The sequence below is a fragment of the Granulicella mallensis genome (genome assembly GCF_014203225.1).
Lineage (GTDB): Bacteria > Acidobacteriota > Terriglobia > Terriglobales > Acidobacteriaceae > Granulicella > Granulicella mallensis_A.
Genome location: NZ_JACHIO010000001.1, coordinates 271,856 through 295,942, shown reverse-complemented (window position 1 = coordinate 295,942; position 24,087 = coordinate 271,856). Strand labels below are relative to the sequence as shown.

General features: G+C 55.5%; 18 protein-coding genes. All 18 read right to left on the bottom strand.

Features of this window, described 5'->3' with window-relative positions:
• Positions 1 to 25: 25 nt before the first annotated feature.
• Positions 26 to 1,174, bottom strand: coding sequence for a polysaccharide deacetylase family protein (locus HDF15_RS01080; protein ID WP_184252428.1), 1,149 nt, complete (start codon positions 1,172 to 1,174; stop codon positions 26 to 28).
• Positions 1,161 to 2,318, bottom strand: coding sequence for a glycosyltransferase family 2 protein (locus tag HDF15_RS01075; protein ID WP_184252427.1), 1,158 nt, complete (start codon positions 2,316 to 2,318; stop codon positions 1,161 to 1,163). Before HDF15_RS01075 ends, HDF15_RS01080 begins: the two co-directional genes overlap by 14 nt.
• A 1-nt stretch (position 2,319) precedes the next feature.
• Positions 2,320 to 3,543 carry a glycosyltransferase gene (locus HDF15_RS01070; RefSeq protein ID WP_184252426.1) on the bottom strand — a complete coding sequence of 408 codons (1,224 nt, stop codon included), beginning with the start codon at positions 3,541 to 3,543 and terminating at the stop codon, positions 2,320 to 2,322.
• Complete coding sequence (locus HDF15_RS01065; RefSeq protein WP_184252425.1) at positions 3,540 to 5,018, bottom strand: O-antigen ligase; 1,479 nt, start codon at positions 5,016 to 5,018, stop codon at positions 3,540 to 3,542. Before HDF15_RS01065 ends, HDF15_RS01070 begins: the two co-directional genes overlap by 4 nt.
• A complete protein-coding gene (locus HDF15_RS01060; protein ID WP_184252424.1) occupies positions 5,015 to 6,520 on the bottom strand; it encodes a lipopolysaccharide biosynthesis protein in 1,506 nt (501 codons plus the stop codon). Before HDF15_RS01060 ends, HDF15_RS01065 begins: the two co-directional genes overlap by 4 nt.
• Entirely contained in the window at positions 6,517 to 8,463 is a 1,947-nt protein-coding gene (locus HDF15_RS01055; RefSeq protein WP_184252423.1) for a DUF2079 domain-containing protein, read from the bottom strand. Before HDF15_RS01055 ends, HDF15_RS01060 begins: the two co-directional genes overlap by 4 nt.
• 23 nt (positions 8,464 to 8,486) lie before the next feature.
• Complete coding sequence (locus HDF15_RS01050) at positions 8,487 to 12,710, bottom strand: BACON domain-containing protein (RefSeq protein WP_184252422.1); 4,224 nt, start codon at positions 12,708 to 12,710, stop codon at positions 8,487 to 8,489.
• Between the two features lie 52 nt (positions 12,711 to 12,762).
• A complete protein-coding gene (locus tag HDF15_RS01045; protein WP_184252421.1) occupies positions 12,763 to 13,611 on the bottom strand; it encodes a CpsD/CapB family tyrosine-protein kinase in 849 nt (282 codons plus the stop codon).
• Positions 13,608 to 15,083 (bottom strand): GNVR domain-containing protein, encoded by a 1,476-nt coding sequence (locus HDF15_RS01040; protein ID WP_184252420.1) that lies wholly within the window; start codon positions 15,081 to 15,083, stop codon positions 13,608 to 13,610. Before HDF15_RS01040 ends, HDF15_RS01045 begins: the two co-directional genes overlap by 4 nt.
• Positions 15,083 to 16,228, bottom strand: coding sequence for a hypothetical protein (locus HDF15_RS01035; protein WP_184252419.1), 1,146 nt, complete (start codon positions 16,226 to 16,228; stop codon positions 15,083 to 15,085). Before HDF15_RS01035 ends, HDF15_RS01040 begins: the two co-directional genes overlap by 1 nt.
• Positions 16,229 to 16,350: 122 nt before the next feature.
• Positions 16,351 to 17,022 (bottom strand): polysaccharide biosynthesis/export family protein, encoded by a 672-nt coding sequence (locus HDF15_RS01030; protein ID WP_184252418.1) that lies wholly within the window; start codon positions 17,020 to 17,022, stop codon positions 16,351 to 16,353.
• Positions 17,023 to 17,168: 146 nt separating this feature from the next.
• Entirely contained in the window at positions 17,169 to 18,473 is a 1,305-nt protein-coding gene (locus HDF15_RS01025; protein WP_221314220.1) for a glycosyltransferase family 4 protein, read from the bottom strand.
• Positions 18,470 to 19,615, bottom strand: a complete 1,146-nt coding sequence (locus tag HDF15_RS01020) for a glycosyltransferase family 4 protein (protein WP_184252416.1) — start codon at positions 19,613 to 19,615, stop codon at positions 18,470 to 18,472. Before HDF15_RS01020 ends, HDF15_RS01025 begins: the two co-directional genes overlap by 4 nt.
• A gap of 24 nt (positions 19,616 to 19,639) precedes the next feature.
• Positions 19,640 to 20,350 (bottom strand): polysaccharide deacetylase family protein, encoded by a 711-nt coding sequence (locus HDF15_RS01015; protein WP_184252415.1) that lies wholly within the window; start codon positions 20,348 to 20,350, stop codon positions 19,640 to 19,642.
• 265 nt (positions 20,351 to 20,615) lie between these two features.
• Positions 20,616 to 22,058 carry an FAD-dependent oxidoreductase gene (locus tag HDF15_RS01010; protein WP_184252414.1) on the bottom strand — a complete coding sequence of 481 codons (1,443 nt, stop codon included), beginning with the start codon at positions 22,056 to 22,058 and terminating at the stop codon, positions 20,616 to 20,618.
• Positions 22,059 to 22,430: a hypothetical protein gene (locus HDF15_RS01005; RefSeq protein ID WP_014266705.1), complete on the bottom strand. Its 372-nt coding sequence runs from the start codon at positions 22,428 to 22,430 to the stop codon at positions 22,059 to 22,061.
• Positions 22,427 to 22,810 (bottom strand): EamA family transporter, encoded by a 384-nt coding sequence (locus HDF15_RS01000; RefSeq protein ID WP_184252413.1) that lies wholly within the window; start codon positions 22,808 to 22,810, stop codon positions 22,427 to 22,429. The genes HDF15_RS01005 and HDF15_RS01000 overlap by 4 nt, the downstream gene beginning before the upstream one ends.
• Before the next feature lie 14 nt (positions 22,811 to 22,824).
• A complete protein-coding gene (locus HDF15_RS00995; protein WP_184252412.1) occupies positions 22,825 to 23,964 on the bottom strand; it encodes a Gfo/Idh/MocA family protein in 1,140 nt (379 codons plus the stop codon).
• Positions 23,965 to 24,087 lie beyond the last annotated feature (123 nt).

The following is a 24,087-nucleotide window of genomic DNA, read 5'->3' as shown; positions in this document are numbered from 1 at the left end:
TTTATATTCATTTATCTAATATTATTTATTTATATTTCGTGTGAGTGCGGGCTGTCTTCCAGAAGAGCGAATACTCGAGGTGCTCCGGGCTGAAGTCTCCTGAGCGGCCCGTGACCGTCCCATCCCATACGTTGACGCGGGGTATCAGCATCTGTGACGTCCTCTTGCGCCAGAGACCCGGCGAGTTAAGGAAGGCACGACTGTAGCCGGTCCGCAGGGCAGAAGCGGCGATGGCGTGAGACGCGTCTCCATTGGGATAGGAGAGCCAAATTGGAGCGTCGTTACTGGGATGAAGATGTTCACGCAGATGTTCTCGGGAGACTAGTAGCTCTTCGCGGATGGCATGGGGATCAAGCCGAGTGAGTAGCGCGTGACTGCGGGTATGAGATCCGATGGTGTGGCCGGCGGCTGCCAACTGCTGGAGTTCATCCCAGTCCATGAGGCGCTCGCGTGGATCGAAGATAGTGCCAGCCGGAAGATTCGGTACGATCGGCGAAAGGTGGTTTTGAAGTGAGTCAAGCCATTGAGATATTGTGTCGGTGGGAAATTGCTTTAGCCAGGTCAGTATCTCTTCGAACTTAGTCGAGCCATTCATCGCAGGGCTGGGGATGTCCGACCGAGATTCCAGTTCATGCATCTCTTCCTGGAGGAGAGGGAGCATGTTTGCCCGACGCAATGAGTCGAATATCCCGTGCAGACGCTCAGGCCAGAAGGGCTCAGCTTGACCTGCGAATCCGGTCGTCATAAAAAAACAAGCGCGTATCCCGGCGGACGTGAGATAGGGGAGAGCGATATCCAGATTGTCGATCCACCCATCATCGAATGTAAGGATGACCTGCGGACGTCCCGTTCGGTAGTGGGGCCACTCCACTCTCTCGGGAGCCTCAATAGACGTTGAGAATTTGAGATATTCAATGACCTGGGCGAAGATCGATTCGCGCAAGACCATGCCGCGCGGGGAACGGCAGAGAGCGATTTCCTTGTCGGGTACGATGCGATGAAATGTAAGTACGACCCGATCCCCGGAAGCAGCAACCGACTTACGGGCGGCCCGGAGTTCACCCGCGATTCTCAATGCCTGAACGGATGCGTGTCGAAGCGAGGAGCGGAGATGGCCCAATATGCTGGGACTGGACTTACTGGATTTGGATGCAAAATGTTCAGCTGTTCGCATTCGCTTTCTCTCTTTCTGGTTGCCAGATCACATGCCGATTTCCGCGAAGCAGTTGGACGATGCCTGCCACCATGCCCGCATTTACGGTCATGAAATAGAGTGGAAGCGCGAGAATGCGAGGGCGGTTGCTTCGAGGGACCAATGCCGCAATAAATGCCAGCACAAGCAAGGACGCCTCGAGAGCCAGGAACAACTGAATGATGTGTGAGTGCCAAAGCAGAAGAGATGAGAGAAAGATGCCCATGCAGAGGAGAGGCGTTGCAAAGCGGAGTAGTTTGTGCGACCACAATTGAAATGCATACCAGGGATGCGGCCACGGCAGCAGAAGTTCGTAGACGCTGAGGAGGCCCATGAGAGCGCGGGCGACCACGCGAGCACGCATGGAGAACTCTTGTCTGGGCGAGCTGGTGGCACTTTCTGACGCGATGGCTCTGGGTTCATACTTCACGCGAAATCCTTTGCGCAGCACATATAACGGCTGCACCAGATCGCTGATAATGTCATCGCGAAGATCTGTATAGAGGGCGCGGCGAACCGCATAGATGCAGCCACAGCAGCCAGTGATGCTGTTGACGCGGGATTGCAGCGAGCGGATGGTGTTGTCGAAGCCGGCGTAGGTCTTTGCTCCCGCGGTGGTTGTGGAGTGAGTCTTCGGGTTTACGTAGAGGTAGCGACCGGAGACAGCACCGACATCGGAATCCATAAATACTCCTGCGAGATACTGCAGTGCATCCGCCGAGTACTTTGTTGTAGCGTCAGAAAAAACGACGATGTCGCCGCGAACCTGGCGGACTGCCACGTTCTGCGCATGGGTCTTGCCACGCTGATGAGGAAGCACGATAAGTTCGACGCCGCGATCCGCGAAGCCTTCTACGATCTTGCAGGTCTCATCTGTAGATCCATCCGATACGACGATCATTTGAAGCTGGTCAGAGGGATAGTTGAGTAAGAGCGTGTCCTCAAGCTTGTTGCCTATACCATGTGCTTCGTTACGAGCACAGATGACCACGCTGATCGTGAAATCTGTAGAGGGGAGCGTTGCCTGCCTGCGAAACAAGAGGCTGAGGAGTGCAAGGAACAATGGATATCCCAAATAGGTGTAGAGGAGAAGGCCGAAGGATGTCAGGAAGACGATGCGTGCCATCTTATGGTTGCTCCTTTGATTGCCTTGCAAGCAGTGAATCGTAAAGATCGACGTGGGAACGTATCATCTTTTCCAGGCTGAAGTGGTTGTGAATACGCGTGATCCCGGCGTCTCCTATGCGAGCGCGCAAGTACGGATCGGAGATCAGCTGTCCGATGTGCTCTGCGGCAGCTTCGGAGTCTTCGTTGGGGACTAAATAGCCGGTGACCCCATCGACGACTACCTCCGGGGTTCCTCCAACGGCGGTTGCGACAACGGGCAGACCGGCCGCCATGGCTTCGAGAACCACATTCGGCATGCCTTCAGAGCGGGACAGAAGTGCAAAGACGTCACTGGCAAGCAGGAGAGCTGCTATGTCATCGACGCGACCAAGAAAGAGCATGCGGTCAGCGATGCCAAGAGTTGAGGCCGCCGCTTGAAGCGCATGGAGGTGGTCCAGATCCGTCCAGTCACCGGCGACGGCGAACATGGCTTCAGGATGCTGTTCTAGGACGATAGCGGCGGTCGAGACAAAGACGTCCACGCCTTTCCATGGATTGATATTCGAAATGGTTGTGACGAGTGGCGAGCTGCATGCTACCCCCAGTTGATCGCGAACTGTCTTAGCCGGCTGCCGTGGCTGGAGACGGTCGAGAGCTAAACCGTTATGAATCGTTTTGATCTTGTCTTCCGCTATATTGTCTGTTTGCCTGTGCCAATCGCGCACAGTGTCCGAGACGGTAATGACAGCGCTATAAAGGGGGGCCAATAATCGATAGGCAATTTGGTGTTTGGAAGAACGCAGGATACCCATGTCGCGGCGGCTTGAGATGAGATGTTTGACGCCGCTGATCCGGGCTACCACGGCACCGAAAATGTCGGAGCTTTCGAAAAAAGTATGGACCACCGTGACCTGTTCACGAAGGATGATCCGCCGTAGTTGGAGCGCCGTGAAAAGCGCCTTGAAGCTGAAGCAGGATGCAAGTGGAAGAATGGTGATGTTGTCGCAGAGAAAATATGCCGCAGGCGCAGGATTGTCGCGGAAGGTAACGATCAGGCTCCGGTAGCCGAAGGCCGGAAGCCCCTTTGCGATCTCGAAGAGCGAACGCTCACCCCCACCTAATTCTGTGAGTTGATCCACGATAAAGAGGATGCAGGGGAGGTTCTGGGTATCCGATAAATCAGTATCCGCTACGCCTGAAGCGCGAGACGGTGCGCGGAGATCGGTGCTTGTGGGGGCGGTCATAGTCCATCCCTCGTCAGTTTTGGCGAAGCGAGGACGTAGGGGGTGGCGTGTGCTCGATCGCCGGGCAGAGATGCAGATTTAACCCTGACAAATCTGGGGGGAGGAAGAGAAGGCTGAACACCAGCAAGAACCGATTCGGATTCCTCTGTAGCGGTCTGCTGCGTCATGGCGGGGGCTGCCATGACGCAGCCTAGGAAGATCCATAGGTTGGAATCGACCTGGGTGAACATCCAACGATCGCCGAAGATGTTTACGACCGCCGCTGCCAGGATCAAGGCAGCGAATCCGAGCCCGATGAGCGATAAGAAGTGGGACGACTTCGACAGGTAGAGCTTGAAACCCTGCCGGCAGAAGAGAAACAGTTGTGCAATGAATAGAGCGAGTCCGACGATGCCGGTTTCCACGAGCATCTTGAGGTAGAAGTTGTGTGTGTCCTTGTAGGAGCCCACGCGGTTCATGTTCGCGTAGGTCAGAAAACCTGTACCAACGACTGGGTTTTCGTGGAAGATTGTCAGGGCATCGGTCCAGAGCATCACGCGCTCCTGTGCCGATGCGTCGAGCTGAGCTGCCTCTCCGCTGTCCTTCTGTGCGTAGCTCATGTTGATGCGCTCCTGCACCGCGACGGGCATGACTGCCTGCCACGTAAACGCAACAGCGAGCAGAGGTATGAGAAGCCATCGGAATTTGGCGACGGCAAGAAAGAGCAAGGCCAACGCGATAGCCAGGTAGGCTTCCCTTGAGTAGGAGTAGAGGATGCAACAGAAATTTGCCGCCAAAAGAAAGCTGACTGGAACTGCTAGCCACCGGCGTTTCAGGGCGAGCATCGGGATCATGAAAGCCGTGATCTCGACGACGTAAGAGGCCAGGCCGTTTTCTCCAGCGTAGCCCAGGGGGCCAGCGTCACGTGCCTCTTCGGAGTAGTGAGTGAAGTCGCGTCCCAGGGAACTCTTGAGGTAGCTGTAGTCGACCAGGAGAGAGGATACGCACGCTAAAAAGATTACGATTGCAACCTGTTGCCTGGTACGGATAATCCGATAGGTGGTGTATGCGAGGAGTGGGAGAACCATGAAGTTCTTGTAGTCAACTAACCGTGCGTCCTTGAACCAGAATGGAAGGGGAGTACCAAGGAAGAAAGCCCCGCGCCAGAGCGATATGTAGTAGAAAATGGCGAGGGCAATGACGAAGCGCAGTACAAAGGGATGCGGTTCCTTGAGTTTGTTTGGCCTCATCCACAGACCGAGGAGTGAGCATGCGAGAAGAATATCGACGATGTTCGCGCCAAGTGGAAATGCGTGCAGGTGGTACCTGGTTGTTTGCAGCGGGAGAAGCAGCGTGAGGATGTAGATACCGATCTCAGCCTTCCAGGTGAGCGCCAGAAACGCACAGATCACCACGAGAGCGTAGAGGACAAGCGCACGGCCGCTGAAGTTACCAGCTGAAGGCGCTGACTCGAATATGAATGCGAGCAGCGTCATGCATTGCCTCCAGTACCGAGGGGTAGCGCTAATGGCATGCTTTTACGCATGAGGATGGCACGGGCAGCCTCTCGGAAGGGCAGAGACATGACTGCGAGCGCAAGTGTGAAGCAAAGGAGAAACAGTGAGGACCTCAGTGCGAGACTGACAATGGGGAAGCCTGTGTGAATCAGCGACGCGGGCACGGCGGCTACAACTGTTGCGAGTGCAGCCTGGAGCATGAGCCGAAAGTTTAACTGAAGAGGGAGTATCCGTTGATTGATGACGGCCAAAAGTCCGATGAGGAGTGCGTAGCTCAGAAGCGTGCTCCAGGCGCCGCCGGCCAGACCGATGCGCGGAATGAGAATGATATTCAGAAGCACGTTGACCACCGCCGCCAGAGCTACAAGGCCTGCCATCGCTGCGGTGCGCTTCTCAAGGATGAGGCCGACAGTAAGAAAGATGTGGGCGCCGTAGATCATCAGGCTTGGAATGAGAATTGGAAGCAGATGCCTGGCTTCAATAAACTTGGCCGATGCAACGATGACAATGGCATCTTTTGAGCAGAGGATAGCGAGGCCTGTCATCGCACAGGCTGCTACCGCAAACCATGAAAGCCCCTGGGAGAGAAAGCGGCGGATGGGTGAACTATCCTTGGGGTTCCATAGGCGCATATAGATAGGAACGATCGCAAGATTTAGCGGCGTAACCAGAGTGTCCTGTAAATAGCTGGAGACGTTGTAGGCGGCGGAGTAGTAGCCGAGAGAGATGTCTCCGAGGTAGTGGCGGATGAGGAGACGATCGCCTGAATCGAGCACGATGCTCGAAAGCTCGTATGCAATCAGTGGAGCTCCGAAGAGCACTGCCGAGCGAACGAACCCAACATCCAACGCGCTGAAGTGGATCATGCGACGCCATACAAGCGTTCCGAGCTGCCAGAGGACGATCGTTCCTTCAGCGATTGCGGTGATCGCAAGCACGTAGAACGCGCTGCGGAGATTCCCAAAGATCAGGGCGAAGAACCCGCATATGGTGAGGGCCTTTGTACATACTTCAAGCACACTATGGAGCAGGCTGCGGCCTTCGTTGCGAAGGAACGAGAGGAGGACGGATTGCAGGGTGCGCGGAACAACGACTGCCGGAACCAGAAGCAGACAGTTGTAGAAGAGAGGATCCGCAATGCGATGCCTGATCGAGGCGATGAGGAGATAGTAGATTGCTACGACTACAAAGGTGATGAGAGCGGGAGCAGAGACCAGCGTGGTGTAGAACTTCTGCGAGGCCGCGTGGGACGGGGTTGCTACTTGATGATCGTAGAAACGTGCAGCGGAGTACTGCAGGCCGCATTTGGAGAGGACTGTCAGCAGGAGGGCGATGCGCAAGGTTAGCGACACGATTCCAAAATCCGCGACAGAGAGCATGCGCGTCATGATGGGGAATGAGATGAAGCCGAGAAGGATGAGGAAGACCTTACCCGAAAGATAGTGCCTGACGTCTCGCAGAAGAGAGGGGGACTGGCTCATGGTTGCCCCCGATGAATGCCGGCATCAGGCCAGCAGGATAGGCCATGCATGGAGGGGTCTTTGTAGACCAGAAACTGCGGGCTGGAGTAGATGGTCTGCAGTGCCGGATTTGTGGATGCGTCGGAGATTACGGCTTTGTACTCGGCAGCATACTGCTCCGCTGCGTTGATGTGTTCCCAATCTCTATCGACGATAAGGTACTCGTAGTGGGCGGTGTGATATTCGAGAAGCCGGTGCGTCTGGTACAGGCAGTCGCGATTGGCGAGGTGAGGGAGCATATAACGAGGAGCGGCGACGGAGGCATTCGCTGGGATGAGTGCCAAGACCTTGCGGGCCTCGGGATTCCAGGGATGCTCTCTCAGATCGTCGACCTGCTGCGCTCCGGTTACGAAGACGAGACTGCAAAAGCTAAGGGCAATAAGGAGAAGCGGAGCGGCGTTGTCCGAACGTGTTCCGAGCCGGGCCGCCGTGGCGACCCGGCTCGACCTCTGCCGGGAGATCACTGTGAGGAGAGCGCTTACGAACAGCAATGTTGCTGGAATAACCGAGTATTGTGCGTAGATTACAGTCGTGATGCAACGGCCTCCGCCAGCCAGGAGATTGATGCCGAGGTACGGAAGCGAGAGGGAAGAGATCGGATTTACGACGGATTCGATAATCGCGGTCGGACTTAATAGCGTCTTGAGGTAGACGATGTTGGCGTGAATGAGAACAGTGCCTCGCGGGTCGTGGAGGATGTTATGCAGCATGGAAGAGGGTGACTTGCCCAGATGAGCGAAGCACGTATCTGTTACGAAGCTGGCACCATGAAGGCCTTTGGGAAGGACGACAAGGAAAGACAGTATCGCCCAGAGCGTTGCAGCGACGATTGGCAGGAGTGCCCACTTTATTAGGCGACGGCGAACGATAGCCAGCAACCCCAAGCCGAAGACAACGAAGACGAGATCTTCACGAACGAGTAGCGTGAGTGCGATCGCGATCGTGAAAGCCATGAAGCGGTCTTCCAGAAAGAAATAAATTGCGAAGAGTAATGGAAGCGCGACCAAAGTCAGGGGATAGAAGTCAAAGACTGACTGATACAGGATGGCGGGTGTGAGTAGAAATGCGAAGACCCACAGATACGCAGTGGTGGTGGACATCCTGCTGCGTGCAATAAGGAATACAGGTAGGGCACAACTAAAGAGAACTATATTTCTAACGACGATCAAAGTGACCGGGCTGGGTGCGACTGCGTAAAACGGTAGCAGGAGAAACATGATCGGCGAGTTGTGACCGGCGAAATCAGTCGTGACTGGGCGGGAATAAAGGAGGTCCTGGAGTAAGTTTCCCCAAAACAGATGACCGTGAAGCGTAGTGTGCATCAACTGGCCGAAGTAGGCGAGGTCCTGGCCAACGTAAGAGAAAGCCCAATACTTTCGAATCGCCAAAGCCGTGACTGCGGTAAACAAAACGGCGATCGCTGTAAGCCCGAACGCGTGTGCAGTTTTTGCTTGGAGTCGCTCTCCGCGCGCGCGTTGAATATTACAGATACAGAGGGTAATCCAGAGTATAGCGACGGATGCCAGAAGCAGGCTGGAGCGGAGAGCGGTTGGTGGAACACGCGCAACGTATTCGGGGATGAATATAAGAAAGACTACGGAGGCAAATGAGCATCTGGCGAGGTCAGTACGTAGAGGACCGAGGGAAGCAGGCTGTGGGCTCCAGTAACGTGCGCTTGCGGTTACTGCGGTGAAGAGTCCGCCGCACCACAGCGCGGCGAGCGAAGTGAAGAGGAGACCTTCTACCCGAGGTAACGGCTTGAAGAAGGCCAGATAGATCCAGGCGGAAGAGAGGAGGGCGGACACGATGATCGGTGCCAGCACTCGCGGCTGAGCACCCGATCCACTCGAACCGGCTTGGTATTGGTGTTCCGGTTCGGTTTTCAATTGGGTCGGGTTGCTCATGCCGCTGGCCTCCGCCGGTTACGTTACTGCTGAATTACGCTTACGGTGCTGAAGCTGACCGGCTGCGATGAGACATCCAACGCAATTGCTCCGGTCGGTAGAGTGGAATCCGTGGCCGTGATGACCGCGGTGTTGTCGTAGTAGACCGTGATCTGATTGCCGATCGCGGCGATGCGGAGCATGTGCACGTTCGTGTCGAACAAGATCACCGGCGATGTGCCCAGGAGCGTGAGTGGACTTGTGTCGATATTCCAGCCGCTGGTCAGGAACAGCTTGATGACGTGGTCGGCAGGGTAGACCCATGCCGTATAGGAAGCACCGCTGGTGAGATTCACGCGTGCTCGCAGACCGCCCGGGTAGTCCGAGAGATTTGAGAGCTTGTAGCCTGTGGAGACGATGTAATTCGCCCACGACTGGCTGCCCGCATACTGTTGCGTGTGACCGTTGCCGTTGTAGTTGAAGGCATTGTTTGCTACGGTCCAGTTGCTTGCCAGACCAAGAGGAGACGGAGACCACTGTGTAGATCCGTTGGCGAAGTTGTCGCTAAAGATCAACGTACCGAGGTGAAGTGTGATGGTCGCGGTGATGGGGCTCATTGCAGCGCCCGGAGCCGTTACCGTTACATTTGCCATTTGGTTACCGCTGGGTAGGTTTCCAGTGGATGGCGTCAGTGTCAGGGGTCCCGCTCCGCTCGAACTGGCAGGCGAAGGTGTTAGCCAAACGAGATTACTCGAAGCTGTCCAAGGCATGCTCCCAGTACCCGTGTTGGCGACCGTAAGCGTGACTGGTGGAGGGGATGAACCGACAGCGCTGAAGATATCCAGCGTTGTTGGAGTTACGGCGAGCGTTGCGGACGACGTTGCCGTGAGCGTGAGTGTGACGGGTACCTGGACCGGCGAGCCCGCTGACGGGGTGAAGGTCAGTATGCCGTTGTAGCTTCCTGTTGTGAGTCCAGAGATATTGACTGCTGCCGAAGTACTGCCTGGTGTCGTGGTTCCTGAAGTAGGCGATGCGGTTAGCCAGCTTGCATTGCTTGTGACTGTCCATGTAACAGGAGAAGGGGAAGAGGTAAGTGCTACCGTTTGGGTTGGTGGGTTCGCCGTGCCGGCCGTTGCGGTGAAGCTAAGAGGCGTGGGCGAAGCCGAGAACGATGCAGGTTGCGTTGATGTGCTATTTACAGTCACGCTGTTGTAGGCCAGTGGCTGATTGGATGGATCGAGCGCAATCTCTCCGGAAGAGTAGGTACTATCGGCGACGGTCAGAACCTGAACGCCGTCAAAGTAAGCGGAAATTTGCGTGCCGTGGACACTCAAGCGGAGTGTGTGCGGGTTGGTGTCGAACGTGATGTTACTTGTGCTGGACAGCGTGGTATATCCGTTGCCGATCGCCCAGTTAACAACGCTGTATATCGTGAGAGTGTGTTCTGCCGGATACATCCAGAGCGCATATCCTGCCCCGGTCGCTGGATTGACGCGGGCCCGAATGCCGCCTGGATAATCCGACAGGTTAGCGAGCGTCAGGTTTACGTTGAGGTCGTAGTCGGTCCAGGTTGAGGAGCCGGTGTACAACTGGGATTCGCCGCCTCCGTTGTAGTGAATGGAACCACCAGAGGATGTCCAGCCGGCGGAGTTGCCGAGTGGAGACACTGTCCAGGCGTTAAGGTTTGCTGTTGATGGCGCATCGATCACGCCAGACAGCAGGAAGGTGACGGGGATCTTGACGGTTGCTATGGTCTTCAACGATGGTGTGAGCGTGATGTTACCTGTGTAAGTGCCAAGCGTAAGCGTGCCTGGTACAACCGACACCGAAATTGAGCCCGGTGTTCCGGCAGTAACTACAGTCGCACTGAGCCATGTTGAATCGGAGCTGGCGGTCCATGTGAGGCTTGTTCCGGCTGGATTGTTGATGGCGACAGTCTGGGCAGTCGGAGCAGCGCCGCCAACGGTTCCACTAAAGGAAACGGACGTGGGAGAAGGAACAAGGGATGGTGTGGCGACCACAAGCGTAACTGGAACCGTCTGCGGGCTGCTGAGCGCGCCGGTTGCAGTGAACGTTAGTGTCCCGGTGTAGGTGCCGGCGGCAAGAGTACTGCTGGCGACACTGACTACAGTAGTTCCGGCCGATGTACGGCTGCTCGGAGTCGCAGTCAACCAGGCGGCGTTGCTGGTTACGGTCCAACTGATAGCACCAGAACCGGCATTCGCTACTGTGATCGTCTGACTTGGGGCGGAAGTGCCTGTGGTTGCGGCGAACGAAAGCGTGAGCGGATCAAGCTGAAGCTTGGCCGGATACGTGTTGGGGAAGCTGTAGGTAGCGCCGTTGGCGAAGCCTGGTATATCGAGAAATGTTCCTTCGTTATCTCCATAGAAGATGTAAGTTTTGGTGTCGATGAGATGGCCATCGGCATCTGTTGCAGCCCCGGTGAAGTTCAGCGTAATCGATGTACTGTTGAGTGAGGCAGTCGACAGCAGTGAATGATTGCGTGCGCGCAGATAGTCACCCATGTTGTCCATAAAAGTATGTTGGCCGTGGTTCGTGCTGAACCACTGGGACAACTGCTTTATGAAGGACTGGCGATCTGCGACGGTGGAGTATTCCAGGTTATCGCCATCGTGCGTGTAGATCTGAACCGGTGCCATCCCAGACCAGAAGCGCCACATGTAGTACTCCCACTGATTGAGGCTTTGGGCCACGGTGGAGTCGTTGGTTGTGCTGGGCCAAAGCGCATCGGGACGTGCGAAGCGCCCCGCGGACAAGCCCACCTGGCTGCCGAAGGCAAAGAAGGTTTGAGCGGGCTTTCCGCTCACGCTGCCGATGGTGAGGTCGTCGGCAAAGAAGAAAGGGAAGGTCTCTTCCTCATCTCCTGTATAGATGGGCGGCTGCTCATAGATGCGGAAGGGACCAAGCGGTATACGTTGCGCGGGTGTTTTAGGAACTGTGAAATAGTATGCCCCGGGAGCCTGTGGCGAGGTAACGTAACGTATCCCGAGACTGTTGTACATCTCGTAGCCGGCGTTGTTGGAGATGTCCCAGTAGTGGGCCACCATCGAACGGCTGAGGGTTGGGAACGTATCGGTTCCACCATTTTCGGTGATCCACTGCAGCGCTGAGGTGACGTTTGCCTGCCACTGCGCGTCTGTGTTGGGGACGGTGAGATTCCAGTACAAATCTCCGCCGGAGCCATAGTTCAATCCGTGAGCTGAGGCGTGTACTTGACCGGCCTGGATAGCGGTGATCATCTGCGCGCGCTCACCGCCAGGCCCAGTAAGTCCCGATAGCTGCATGTTAATCTGCGGCTTCCATGGGCCGCCTGTACCATCGCTTGCGACGGCTCCAGTAAGCGTGGTGCTCCACATATCAGGAATGCGAGACATGATGCCGGTCTCGTTGTCATCCATCTGGATGGCGGAAAGACGTGGGTATCCACGAAGAACAAATGGTTTCCGAGCTGCCCAGACGATGCTCCGCCAGAAGAGATCGTCGGCACCTTCGACGAAGCCGAAGCGATCCTGGCGCATGTAGTCGTAGTCAGTGAAGTCGACGGCACGACCTGCTCCAAAGGTCGTGGCGATGATGAGCGGATCCGTGCCGAGACGAGCGACGACTGTTCCCGTGGCGCCGGTGAGTAGCGTCGCATCAGACGGAACGACGGTGACACCGTTGCCGTGGTACGTGTAGGTGATGTCGCCAGCGGGATCGCCTGCCCAGTGCATCTGAAGTGCGGCGATGTAGTGTGGCGTGGCTCCGCCGACTTGCACTGCGGCGGGGATGACCACACTTGTTTGATCATCGCCGACAGTAGAGCCGGTGGCTCCAAAGATCCTCTGAATGTGGGATTGAAGTCCGACCGAAGGGTCGGTATCAAGGTTCACGAAGCCGGTGCCGCCCTGCACTGCCGTCGCGATGGCGTTCTGCCAGGTGGCGTTGAGCGAGAGATGAGCGTGGCCGGCGATGATGAGCTGAACGGTTGTGAGATCGGGAGGAGCGGTCTGGCTAACATCGATAATTCGATAAGGTATCTGAAGATGGACGAAATAGCGCTCCGGCCCCATTTGATAGGTGCCCGGCGTAGTTTTATTGGTGTTGTAGTCGCTCGTCGCCGTGGAGTTGACGAGGACGACGACGGTCAGGTCTTGAGTTTGAGCCAGGACCTGGCTCCCCATGCCCAGTAGAACCAGGAGTGCGGCTAGGATGCCTCCGTTGCGGATGGATGTGACCCGTATGAAGGTGTTAATGAGTGCTTTCATTTGGCGCCTCGAATTGCTGTGACTTACGGCCGGATACCGGTCGTTGAAAGATTTATCTGTAGCCGCGGTCGTAGTTGGCTCCGTAGCCAGCGGCGATGGACATGGTGACATCGTTGAAGATTAAAGAGCTGAGATGTTCGCCGAGCATTTCAGCAGAGCGTTGCACCGCTGCCCGTCGAGTAACACGTTCGCGAACGACCATAAGTACGAGATCTGCACGTGGAAGCAACTGTTCAACGTCTGCAACGGGGAGAACGGGCGGCGCATCCAGGAGAACCCATTGAAAGTTCTTCTGGGCCCACTTCAATAAATTCGATAGTTCCGGTGCTCTCAAGAGCGGGACTGGTTTAGATACCGCTTTATCGAGACCAATAATGTAAAGCGGCAGATCGCCAACTGCTCGAATCGCTGCTTCGGGCGTGACCTCTCCCTTAAGGACCTGCTCGATACTCTGTGGACAGACACCGCCTAAAGACGTCAGTAGCGACGGGCGTCGTAGATCGAGATCCAACAGAAGGGTTTTGTGCCCGGCCTCCGCCAGCGCCCACGCCAGATTTTGACAGTTAAGACTCTTGCCATCTTCAGCACCGGGGCTGGTAATCAGCACAACGCCACCCGTCGGCCTGGCAGTGACAAGGCGATGCTGCATGAGGCGAAACTGCTCACAAGCGCGACTGTCTGCGCCGGACTCGAAGGCGAGAGTTGTCCTGTGTTTTTGCGGCGGGCGTTCCAGCTTCGGAACCATGTTCAGCCAATTGGTCGCATCGGATCGATCGCCGGCAGGGCGGTCAACGATTGTGTCCTGATGTTTGTGGGGCGATCCCGCGTCTCCGTTCGACGCCGAGGCGATCACCAGATGCGGTGCAATGGTTTGATACTCCCTGAGGTTGAGAGTGATCATGAGGCCCTCCGAAGAGTTGGTTGCGCTGGGGAGCGGTTGACAATGGTTTTGGATATACGAGGGATGAGTCCCAATACAGGGATGTGGGGCAAGATGTCATGAAGTTCTCCGTCCGACTTGACGGTGCTATCCAGCCGCTCGCGAAGAGCGATCACTAGAAGACCAGCCACAAGGGATGCGACCAGGAACATCGAATACAAGACAGGACGATTCGGTCCAATCGGCGCATCTGGTACCTGCGCAGGATCGAGCAATGTAAAGCTGCCGCCCTCCTGGCCACGCTCCAGTTCCATAGACATTTGCGCCGTGTAAGTCTTTTCGAGCAGGGAACGGTAGTGCTCTTTCGCGGTATCGTAGTCGCGAAGCAGTTGTGAGATCTCTTGTTCGCGGATTGGAACACCGTTGACTCGAGATTGATAGTTATTAATCGATGACTCTATCTGGCGCTGCTCGGCAGCGAGGTGATCCCTACTGTGATGGATTGAGGTTTCCTGCGCATCGGCGGGAGAGGCAACGGAACCAGAGCGCCTGGTTCTGCTCGATACCGACGCTGGAGTTTGTGTTAGTTGGGCGTCTAGCGAAGCTACTTCCGCTTCTTTGCTGATAACGTCCGGGTGAGCAGCTGTGTAGTGGGAATGCAACTCGGCAAGGTCACGATGAGCCTGTACGTCACGGGCGACGAGCTGACTACGGAGGCCGGCCTGCGGATTTTCGCCTTGTTCGCCCGAAGCATCATACGATCCGGATCTGGACAGCAGAGCTTGCTGGTCAAGCCGGTTTTGAGCGTCGGAGTTTGCCTGGAGCTGAACTTGTAAACGTGAGAGCGTCTGCAGGTTGGCGTCGAGCTCGTTGGGAAGCTGGCCGAGGTGCTGCACCTTGTAGACCCTTAGCCGCTCTTCGAGGGCGTCTAACTCAGATTTGCTGGTTGCTAACTCTTTTTCCAAAAACAACGTCGTGCCCTGGGCCTCCTGCTCCCGGTCGCGAAGATTCCAATCGATGAAGGATGCGGCGAGACGATTGGTGACGGTGGCAACCTCCTGAGCGGAGCCACCTGTGTATGAGATCGTGAAGGCGCTTGGACCGTCAGAGCTTTGTTTCAGATCGATGGTGATGTGGTGCCGCATGAGATCTATCACCCGATCGCGCCCTAACGCCTGCCGCTCTTTGGGATAAAGATTCAGCTCGGTTGTGATGGCTTCGAGCCGTGATGTGCTGAGAATTTGCTGGCTAAGCGTATTGAGGCGCTCCGCAGGGCCCATCGAAACAGTCGAGCTTACGTACTTGTCTGAAATGCGCTGAGGATTAACCAGGATGCGGGTCTCCGCACGATAAACGTTTGGAAGCTTTGCGATGACCACAGCCGCGATGCCGAAGACTCCAAGTGCAACGATAGAAGCAAGAAGCAGATTCCTCCGCATCACTTCAATCCATCGCGCTATCCCTACTTCAAGGGGAGGACTAGAATTTCTCATTACCTACCTCCAGAATCGAACGTTCTCGTTGGCCGCTCTTCCCGCGCCCAGCGGTATGTGAGTAAGAAGACTCCACGGGAAAGCTCTACTGGGCTGGGGCCACGAGAGAAGTACCGTGCTGTTAATGACAATTCGGAATCATTGCTGAGCCGGTGCCGGAGCTCACCGGAAACAAAATAGCCATGAAGGTTGGGATTGGCCGGCGTGGGATTACCGATCTCATAATGTGCATAACCTGCGTCTAAATTGATTAATGCAGTTCGTGTTTGTCCCAAAGAGACTCCACCGAAGTTTGCGGTTTCCCACGTGGATTGATTCACGAATCCATCGCTGACCTGGCGCGTACTGCCGAGATAGACGGTCGTTCCACGCATTGTGCTCTTACTTAGCGTGACGTTGTACTGATAGTTTCCTGAGCACTCAGCTGAGCCCAGGATCGGTCCGATGCCTCCCTGCAGGAGTGTGTCTCGATTGAAAGAAAGGTCTGTAAATGCCGTTATCGATGCCGTTGTGCAGTCCAGATGGTTGTAGCTTTCTCGAACCCCCTCTGCTCTGACACCGACGGTGATGTCATTCCTAAGATCCGTCCGCAGTCCAAGATTGACGCTGTAACGCTGATCGGACACGCCCTGATCAAAGTAATGATGAAAGGTCGCATCACCACCAAGCGACAGTGTCCGCACCGCGGTCAGTTGATGATCGAGAGCAAGGAGGGCACGGTCAGTGAGAGTGTTGCCGGTCACGTTGCCGAAGGCGACTGTGTTGGTGTCGGGAACTTTGACCGTATTCAGCGTTGCGGTATTCAGGTTGCCGACATCGCGTGCCGCGTCTGACCCATAGCCGTTTTCCGCCAGGAAGCTCCACGAGGTAGAACGCGATGCCCGATCCGCAAAGACTAAGGATGTTCTCTGATACTGCTGTACGCCAATGCCGGTATCGATTGAGTCGACGACCTGACCGTCGTGTTGGAGCATCAGGTTCGACCGTTCGTGTCGAAGATTAACACCGAGCTTTCCTTCTACCGTGACTAAACCTCCCGATGCATCCGGGATGTCATCGGCGGCGGTGTCATATCCGGAGCTCACCGATAGCGATGGCTCTAACCATTGCATCGTGTAGTAGCTTCCCTCGGCGACACGAGGCATGCTGTGGGTATCGGCAATTACAGGCAACTGCGCTGCCGATATCGCAACACTAGAGAGCGCTAGCAAAGAAATAGACAGCCCTCCGAGACTGCTCCAGGAGTGACGACGATGTTGGTGGTTGTTCATGGAACAACCACCGTCGTTCCCGGTGTAAGCCACATGGCCTGGCTGGAGTTAGGCGAATGAATGAGCTTGTTGTAGTCAAGCCTTACGCCGGCCCCAGATGAGTTAGGTGCAATGACCGTGATTTTTTTACGAGCCGCAAATTGGGTGAGCCCCCCAGCCTGCGCAATAAGCTGCAATACATTCAGAGGTGAGTTGAGAGGGTAGGCCCCTGGGCGTGCTACCTCGCCGGTGATGTAGACCATCCGGCTGTGAATCTCCGCGACTGTGACTGTAACCCTTGGATCTACCACGATGCTAGCGAGGCGTGTCCGTAACAGTTGCTCAATATCGTTGGGTGTCAGTCCGGTCACGGTCATCTCGCCGACCAGAGGCATCGAGATCTTTCCATCAGGGCGAACTGTCACCGTAGGACTAAGGTCGTGCTCTTTCCAAACCGAGATATTTAATACGTCTCCGCAGCCAATCTTGTAGGGCTCTACGATGGGGAGATCTACGACGGTGAGGGGTGTGGTAGATGCGTTTGAACTTGCGGTAGCCTTGCTGCCGCTGGCCATTGCATGCGATCCGGGTGTTTCAACTCGAGGAGACTGTGCGCCGACAGCGTGGCACAGGAGATAAAGTGCGAGTAGCGCTGCGGCTTTACCCAAGTCATTTCTCTGGACCTTCATACGCTTTGCTCCCTCTTGATGAGATGGATGGAGGCAATTCGCTGACCAAACATTAAACCTGGGAAAAGCTTGGGACATTCACGTCGAGTGCTTGTAAATAGACCTATTTGCAGCTGCACTATGCAATACGTTGCACATGCTTTGATCTATCTGCGGGAAGATGCAACACAGCGTTGATAGACGGCTACTGTGTCATTTCCAATCTGGCCCCAGCTTATGTATCTGGATGTGTTTTTGAGAGCAGCGGATTTTAGCTGTAAGTAGCAGACAGCCTCACCTCCGACATTCCCAATGTTTGCTGCGGCATGGCTTTTGAGAAGACATAGAATTGCCATTCCGAGCTGTTCGGCGTTGCCGGGCTCAACAAGGATGGCATTTCCCCGGTCATCAAGATAGCCTTCAAACGCGGGCAATCGAGAGGCGATGATTGGTTTGGCGTAGGTCAGGCCGGTGAGCAAGGCTCCGCTTGTAGTGATCGCTCGATACGGATAAGCCAGTATGTCGGCGGCTGTGTAGTACAGAGGCAATTCACGAGTTTCGATATAGCGCAGGTCGGCTCTAACGGTGCCCCCAAGATGCTGGGCGGCCAGACGGATAGTGGCCTCGAAGTCTTTCGGTCCGGAGCCAGCAATCAGAAGGAGTGGGGAAGGCACGACGTCTTGGAGACCCTGGGCCAGGGCGAGCTTCCAGGCCTCAAGAAGCACGTCTACGCCTTTATAGGGTGCGTGTATGCCTTGCCACAAAACGATGGATGCATTCTCGGGCAGATTCAATAGCCGGCGTGCATTGTGGATCTCCCACTCCTTAGGGGCATGAGCAGGGGCGAAGAGAGGCCCATGGCCGATCACGGAGATCTTCTTCAGCGGAATCGAAAACTCCTCGTTCAAGCGGTGTGCTGCCGTGATGTCATGGCAGATCAAATGATCTACACCGTTGTAGAGTTGTCCGTAGATGTTGCGTAGATGGTCCCCGCTATCATGGGGCAACACGTTGTGAACCGTATGCAATACCGGGACACCAGCCTTTTTCGCGGCTTCTAATAGCTTGAAGTCCAGGCAGATGCCACGATTGAGGAGAGGAGTCTGCTGCAGGTGGATGATGTCAGGTTTTGCCTGATCTCCTGCGTTCAACTCTCCGATGAGCCGTTGCATCGTCCGCCATACGTCGGCGTTACGAGCCGCCCTTCGAATGATCGAAGGAGTCTTTCGGAACCACCTGGATACTTGCTCGCACGCAGGGTCGAGCGTGATGTCCTGCTGTGCGAAAAATGCAGGTTCCTTCAGGTGGGGGGTGCAGATGAGCTTTAGGTTTACTCCGGTGTTTCTCAATGCCCAAGACAGTTCAGCGGTATACCAAGGTGTATAGCAGAAGGCGTCTATCAGCCAAACGCGTAAGTGAGGTGGCTGTTCAGTGACGTTTGTGGCGTCTTCGACGATGGATGAGGTGATCATTGGGCCCACCAGGCAGGTTGATCTGTCACTACTTCGGTTGGCCGAAGCCGTTGTCCTGGAAGGAGTGTTCTATAGAGTTCAATGTATTTCTGAGTCATGACTGCGGCATCGAACTCCGCGATAGCCCGCGCACGTGCTCTTTCTCCCAGATCTCGGCGTAGTTCGGGGTTTTTCAGCAGATGAAGGAGCGCTTCGGCAAGAGCTGCGGGATCTTCACTCGGGACAAGAACTCCCGCGTGCCCATGATCAAGTAGATAGGGGATGCTTCCTACGGCGGAGGCGGCAATCGGCGCGCCAGCTGCCATCGCTTCCAGGACTGCGATGGGCATTCCGTCGATGCGTGAAGGATGAGCGACGATGGTGCAACGACCAAGAAGAGCCGGTACGTTTGCACAGAAACCAGGATATTGAACGTGTTGGTCGACACCTAATTCAATGCCGAGTTGGACGAGGGATGTGCGATCCGGACCGTCTCCGGCAATGATGCAATGAACTCTTCCATAGTCTTTCAAGATCGATGGAAGAGCGCGGACGAGGACGTCGACGCCCTTCTCTTCAGACAGCCGTGATAGCACACCAATGACTGGCACGCCGGATTCGGTTCCGGGAGCGCAAGCTTGATATGTCTTCGTTTCGATGCCGTTATAGATGAGCCGAATATTTGATTTCGATACGCCACTGTCATCGACAATCGACGCGACATTTTCTGAAACCGCAACCACGGCGTTGAACCAGCGCAGTATGAGGCGATCATACTTTGCATAGGACTGCAGAGAGTCTGTTCGATTAGTCCAATTGTGACAGGTCGCCACAATCGCGCAACCGCTAAGCTTTGCCACGATGAAGCCGTAGATGTCCGCCTTATAGCCGTGAGTGTGCAGAATATCCACCCGTTCGGAGCGGAGATATCTAGCTAGCCGTATGAGGGCACGGATGTCGAAACGTCCCGTGAAGCGCAGGTCTACAGGAACGTGACCGCAGACAGTTGTCAGCCTCTCCAGGTCCGAGGTTGGTAGATTGCTGCTATCGAAAAGCGCAATGTTCGCATGGTGTCCCACGGCCCGGAGTTGTGAGCAAAGAACCGCTACTACGTTCTCGGCTCCGTAGAAGCCTGCACTCGACATGAGGTGAAGGACACGCAAGTTAGCCCCCATCGTGAGAACTGATTAAGTCGTTTGATTTGGCGACCGGAGGATCGTTGCCCAGAGGGCTTGATATCGGGCTTCGCCTATCGAATATTTGAGGAGCCGTTTTACTGCGGATTCTGCAAGCAGTTTGGCGTTTGTAGCCCAGCGGTGAGCCACGTAGTTGGCTACAGTTTGATCTGTCATGGTTCGGCGCACAACCAGGCGGCCAACAAGAGCGATGCTTCCACTGAGGGCTGAGGGAATGGGATGAAGCCCGAGGACCGGCTCCGAAACATAGAGCTCTTTATAGCCAGCTCCGATGCAGGCTGCGCAGACCGCCGTATTCCATCGACCGCCTGGCATAGAGATCGTATCGACGGCATTGCCTAACTTATCTTCGAGACAACGGCGTGAATCTACAAGCTCCGACAAGAGATCCTGCGGAGAGCATTGGGTGAGCAAAGTATGGGTGTTTCCGTGGGAACCTACGCGATGTTTAGCAGCAACGAGATCTCGTAGTTCTCTCCAACTAGCCGTTTCCTTGCGCGCACCTATCCAGGCGGCAGGAGCGAAAAAGTGCCCCAATATCCCATGTTTCTCCAGTATGGGAACCGCCAGCGTCAATTGCGAGCGATGGGCGTCATCGAAGGTGACTTCCAAGTGCGTCCCTGTCCGCTGCGCCGCAGTCTTCGCGACCTCAAGCTGTCTGGAGAAGGCATCCGGAGTCATCTCGTAGACGTCGGAAGACACTTGCTGAGAGAACTCGTGATACGCGAGAACTCGTCGCCTGTGAGTCGTAGAAGTCGTTGGGCTATGAAGCATCATTGAGAGGGATCTTTCACGCCAGGAATAATCCGTGCGTCAACACGCCTCTTCATCCACCCGTTATTTCGGGACAACCACCGAATGATGACGGAGAGGAGGTAAAGTACGACGGACAATGTCAGGAATGCCAGCGCTGGCCGTTGAGAAAAAAAACGGGTAGCTAAATGTTGTACAAGTGCATCGATAAAGCTCATGAGCGCCCACCTCCTGCAAAGGCGATCTGTTGTTCTGAACGGGGTACGAGAACCGAGTCCGCTTGAGAACTGCTGGCCGTGGCTGCCAGAGTAGGCGGGATATCCTGCATCAAGCGCCGAGCTGACGCATGAGCGATTTCCGTCATTGCATTGTTATTCAGGGTGTTATTGATGATCTGCGCCGTGTTCGCCACATAAACACCTGCCAGTGGAGTTGCGGCCGGTGGTGCTATTCGGGAGTATCCGAGGGTCGGTACGGGCTGAACGGAGCGCTCTCTGAATACAAAGCGCCTGCTGATGTCGGCATCCTCAAGCCCGGGGTGCATGCGCTTGAGGGCAGGCTCAAAGGTGGCCCACACGGAGTCCTCGTCAGCGCTGAAGAGAGGGTCATCAAATTGGGTGTAGCGAGGCAGGTATACGAGATGATGCCCAGCGGTTTCGTCCATCGTCGAGATAAGGTTTGTCATCTCGATGACGCCTGTAAAAGGGCTCTCCTCGGTGATGTTGGTTACGTAGAACTCGCTGAGAGGCTTCCTGAGTATCAGCACAACACAGATCAATCCTAGATATTGCACGCGGGAGAGATTCTCGGTGTAGGTGACATCGTCCGTCTGGAGGAAGCCAAGAATGGCGCGGTTAGGCGCTGTGATGATAACTCCGTCACAGTCGCTTTGTTTGTTCCCAGAGGTGATTCTGACGCGGCCGGATTGTCCTGAGCCGCTCGGCAGAGACGCGACGGATGTCACTGGGGTCGAGGTCATGATCTCGCCACCGCGAGCTGTGATACTGTCGTAGAGTTTTTTGAAGACTGTAGTGTAGCCGCCGGCCACATAGCCGAGTTTTTCCTGTTTCTGTGGACCGTTTTCGCGAGTCGAGTAGAGCCTGCGGATCGTTCCCCAGAGAAATGCTGCAGAAGCGGAATGGCGCATTTCGCCCAGCTTGCACCGGAACAGGGGCTCCCACATCTCTGTGTAGACTTTCTTGCCGAATATTCGCTGAGTCCAGGGGCCGAGCGGGATGTCCTCGAGCACCTTCCCATTGCTCAGATGCGAGATATACAACGTCCCAAGTCCGAGCCGGAGCTTGTCTAGCAGGGACAAAAGAGGGAAGTGGAGGAGATCCAGGGGGCTCGTGAGCTTGTAAAGCTTGCCATGTGAAAAGAAGCCAACTTCGGTTGCAGTCCAGCGAAGTTTGTTGCTCAACCCAAGCTCGTCAAGGAGGGATAACAGGGCAGCATCCGAAGTCAGGATGCAGTGATAAAACCGATCCCACGTGAAGTCACCGAAGTTCTGGCCGCATGTCAATCCTCCGGGTTCAAGGCCGGCTTCAAGCAGCGTAACGCGGTAGCCGGCTTTGAGCAGGTCCAAGGCACAGACCATCCCGGTAAATCCTGAGCCAACGATAACGATATGCGACGCCCTGGTCTCTGAATGGCTCATTTAAAGTCCGCTCCTCGCTATGCAGGCTGCGCCGGCACCGATCATAAGAACGGCAACCCAATGCAAGCGCGATATGGGTTCTTTGAGGATGAAAGCGGCCATCCCCGTCACAAGGACGTAGCTAAGGCCCAGCATCGGATAGGCATAAGAGAGATCGAGGTGGGCGAGGGCGATCAGCCAAAGTATGGTCGCGGCCACGAAACCTGCTGCCCACAACCCAACCCATGGAGATAGGTATCGCGACAGAGTCCCGGTCGCGTTTTTGCGGGAGTTGGTGCCGTACTTTAGCGAAACCTGGGCGCCGGCACCGATCACAATGCTGCCGACCAATGACAGCCAGGGAATGAGGGCTGCCTTACTGGATGTTGTCATCGTGGCTGCTCCTCCGGTGCTCCATAGGTGAGCAACCCGATCCCTAGTGTCATCAATCCGATGCCGACCCACCGATCTGCGTGGATAGGCTCGTTGAGGAAGAAATGTGCAGAAAGTACGACGAGTAAATAACTGATGGAGGCAAGCGGGTAAAGATAGCTGATCTCACGTTTCGAGACAGCAAGAAGCCACAGCACTGTTCCAATCCCATAGACAGACAAGCCGAGCAAAACACCCCGTAAGACTGTTAACTCCTGGCCGTGGGCGCCAAATGATGCAGGATCGCGATGCAGGCTGTACTTGAGGATCACCTGACCGGCCGTAGCGAATAAAGCGGAGGCGATTACCATGAGCTCCGGCCGAGTGAGCGCTGTGCGCATTCTAGTGATCACTATCATTGGGGGCCTTTTTGTGAGAGCTCTGACATATAGGCGAAGGCAGGCAAACTGATGGATACATCAGGGGCCGGTCTCCAGCTACGGTTCTTCAAGGGGAGGCTCGGGGCATGTAGTCTCTCTTCCTCAGGTTGGAGTGCCACGGGAATGCCATCCATATCGAGGGACCGTTGGGCTGAATCAAGTATCCGAACTACCTGCAGTCCGTCGTATGCGTCGCTGCGAGGACGGAGCCTCCGTACGACGCAGTCCAGAAAATGCTGGAACTCGATCTTCAAGGGCTCTGTGCTGGAGATTCGGGGGATGTGAATGTCGCCAAAACGAACCTGTGTCGCTTCACCGTACGAAGTAGTCGGGTGCATTTCGGCGCGACTGTCATAGATGCGGAGCTTTTCAGTGGCGGCCGCGTCGTCGAAGACCACCATCTTCTTGCTTCCGACGATGGTAGTGCTGCGAACCTTGTGTGGATCGAGCCATGAAATATGGATGTGAGCCATGACGCGGTTGCTGAAGTATAGGCTCAGGAATACCACGTCCTCGATTGAGTTCTGGATAAAGCTCTGTCCTCGAGCGCTTACGTCGGTGGGCGTTCCGCCGAGCATGTAGAGGATTTGGGAGATGTCGTGTGGTGCGAAGCTCCACAGGGCGTTTTCGTCACCGCGGATCCGGCCAAGGTTCACTCGCTGGGTATACACGTAGTAGATGTCACCAAGCTCTCCGGAGCGAACGATATCGCGTATATAGTTCACGGCCGGGTGATACTCCATCAAATGGCCAACCATAAGAACGCGGTCGCGGACCTCTGAGAGGTGAAGCAGTTCTTCAGCGTGTGCAACCTCGAGCGTAAAAGGCTTCTCTACAAACACGTCTTTGTCCGCGAGAAGAGCCTTTTTTGCGAGGGGATAATGGGTGATAGCGGGTGAACTGATAACGATAGCCTGGATAGACGGGTAGCGTTCCAGCATCTCATCCAGGGTTTCGCACGTCTTGACGTTCCAGTTCAGCTCGGCCAATGCGCGCGACGCAGGATTCGTGTCGCAGCAAGCCACCAGGTCGCACTCATTTAGTTCGTGTAGGCAGCGCGCAACATTACGACCCCACGCTCCCAGGCCCACCACTCCAACTTTGACTTGCGCCATTCCTGCCTCCTTCAAGGGCATTTTGCCCGAAGTCCATTGAGTAATTTCAGAAGAATCCTGATGACGGAGATAGCAATTAGGCGGCCAAGTCGCCGCGCCACCGCTCCTGAGCGGTATTAGCTT

Coding starts and splice junctions, on each gene's coding strand:
- HDF15_RS01080 (WP_184252428.1), bottom strand. CDS start 1,174: ATGCGAACAGCTGAACATTTTGCATCCAAATCCAGTAAGTCCAGTCCC.
- HDF15_RS01075 (WP_184252427.1), bottom strand. CDS start 2,318: ATGGCACGCATCGTCTTCCTGACATCCTTCGGCCTTCTCCTCTACACC.
- HDF15_RS01070 (WP_184252426.1), bottom strand. CDS start 3,543: ATGACCGCCCCCACAAGCACCGATCTCCGCGCACCGTCTCGCGCTTCA.
- HDF15_RS01065 (WP_184252425.1), bottom strand. CDS start 5,018: ATGACGCTGCTCGCATTCATATTCGAGTCAGCGCCTTCAGCTGGTAAC.
- HDF15_RS01060 (WP_184252424.1), bottom strand. CDS start 6,520: ATGAGCCAGTCCCCCTCTCTTCTGCGAGACGTCAGGCACTATCTTTCG.
- HDF15_RS01055 (WP_184252423.1), bottom strand. CDS start 8,463: ATGAGCAACCCGACCCAATTGAAAACCGAACCGGAACACCAATACCAA.
- HDF15_RS01050 (WP_184252422.1), bottom strand. CDS start 12,710: ATGAAAGCACTCATTAACACCTTCATACGGGTCACATCCATCCGCAAC.
- HDF15_RS01045 (WP_184252421.1), bottom strand. CDS start 13,611: ATGATCACTCTCAACCTCAGGGAGTATCAAACCATTGCACCGCATCTG.
- HDF15_RS01040 (WP_184252420.1), bottom strand. CDS start 15,083: ATGAGAAATTCTAGTCCTCCCCTTGAAGTAGGGATAGCGCGATGGATT.
- HDF15_RS01035 (WP_184252419.1), bottom strand. CDS start 16,228: ATGCCTCGTGTCGCCGAGGGAAGCTACTACACGATGCAATGGTTAGAG.
- HDF15_RS01030 (WP_184252418.1), bottom strand. CDS start 17,022: ATGAAGGTCCAGAGAAATGACTTGGGTAAAGCCGCAGCGCTACTCGCA.
- HDF15_RS01025 (WP_221314220.1), bottom strand. CDS start 18,473: ATGATCACCTCATCCATCGTCGAAGACGCCACAAACGTCACTGAACAG.
- HDF15_RS01010 (WP_184252414.1), bottom strand. CDS start 22,058: ATGAGCCATTCAGAGACCAGGGCGTCGCATATCGTTATCGTTGGCTCA.
- HDF15_RS01005 (WP_014266705.1), bottom strand. CDS start 22,430: ATGACAACATCCAGTAAGGCAGCCCTCATTCCCTGGCTGTCATTGGTC.
- HDF15_RS01000 (WP_184252413.1), bottom strand. CDS start 22,810: ATGCGCACAGCGCTCACTCGGCCGGAGCTCATGGTAATCGCCTCCGCT.
- HDF15_RS00995 (WP_184252412.1), bottom strand. CDS start 23,964: ATGGCGCAAGTCAAAGTTGGAGTGGTGGGCCTGGGAGCGTGGGGTCGT.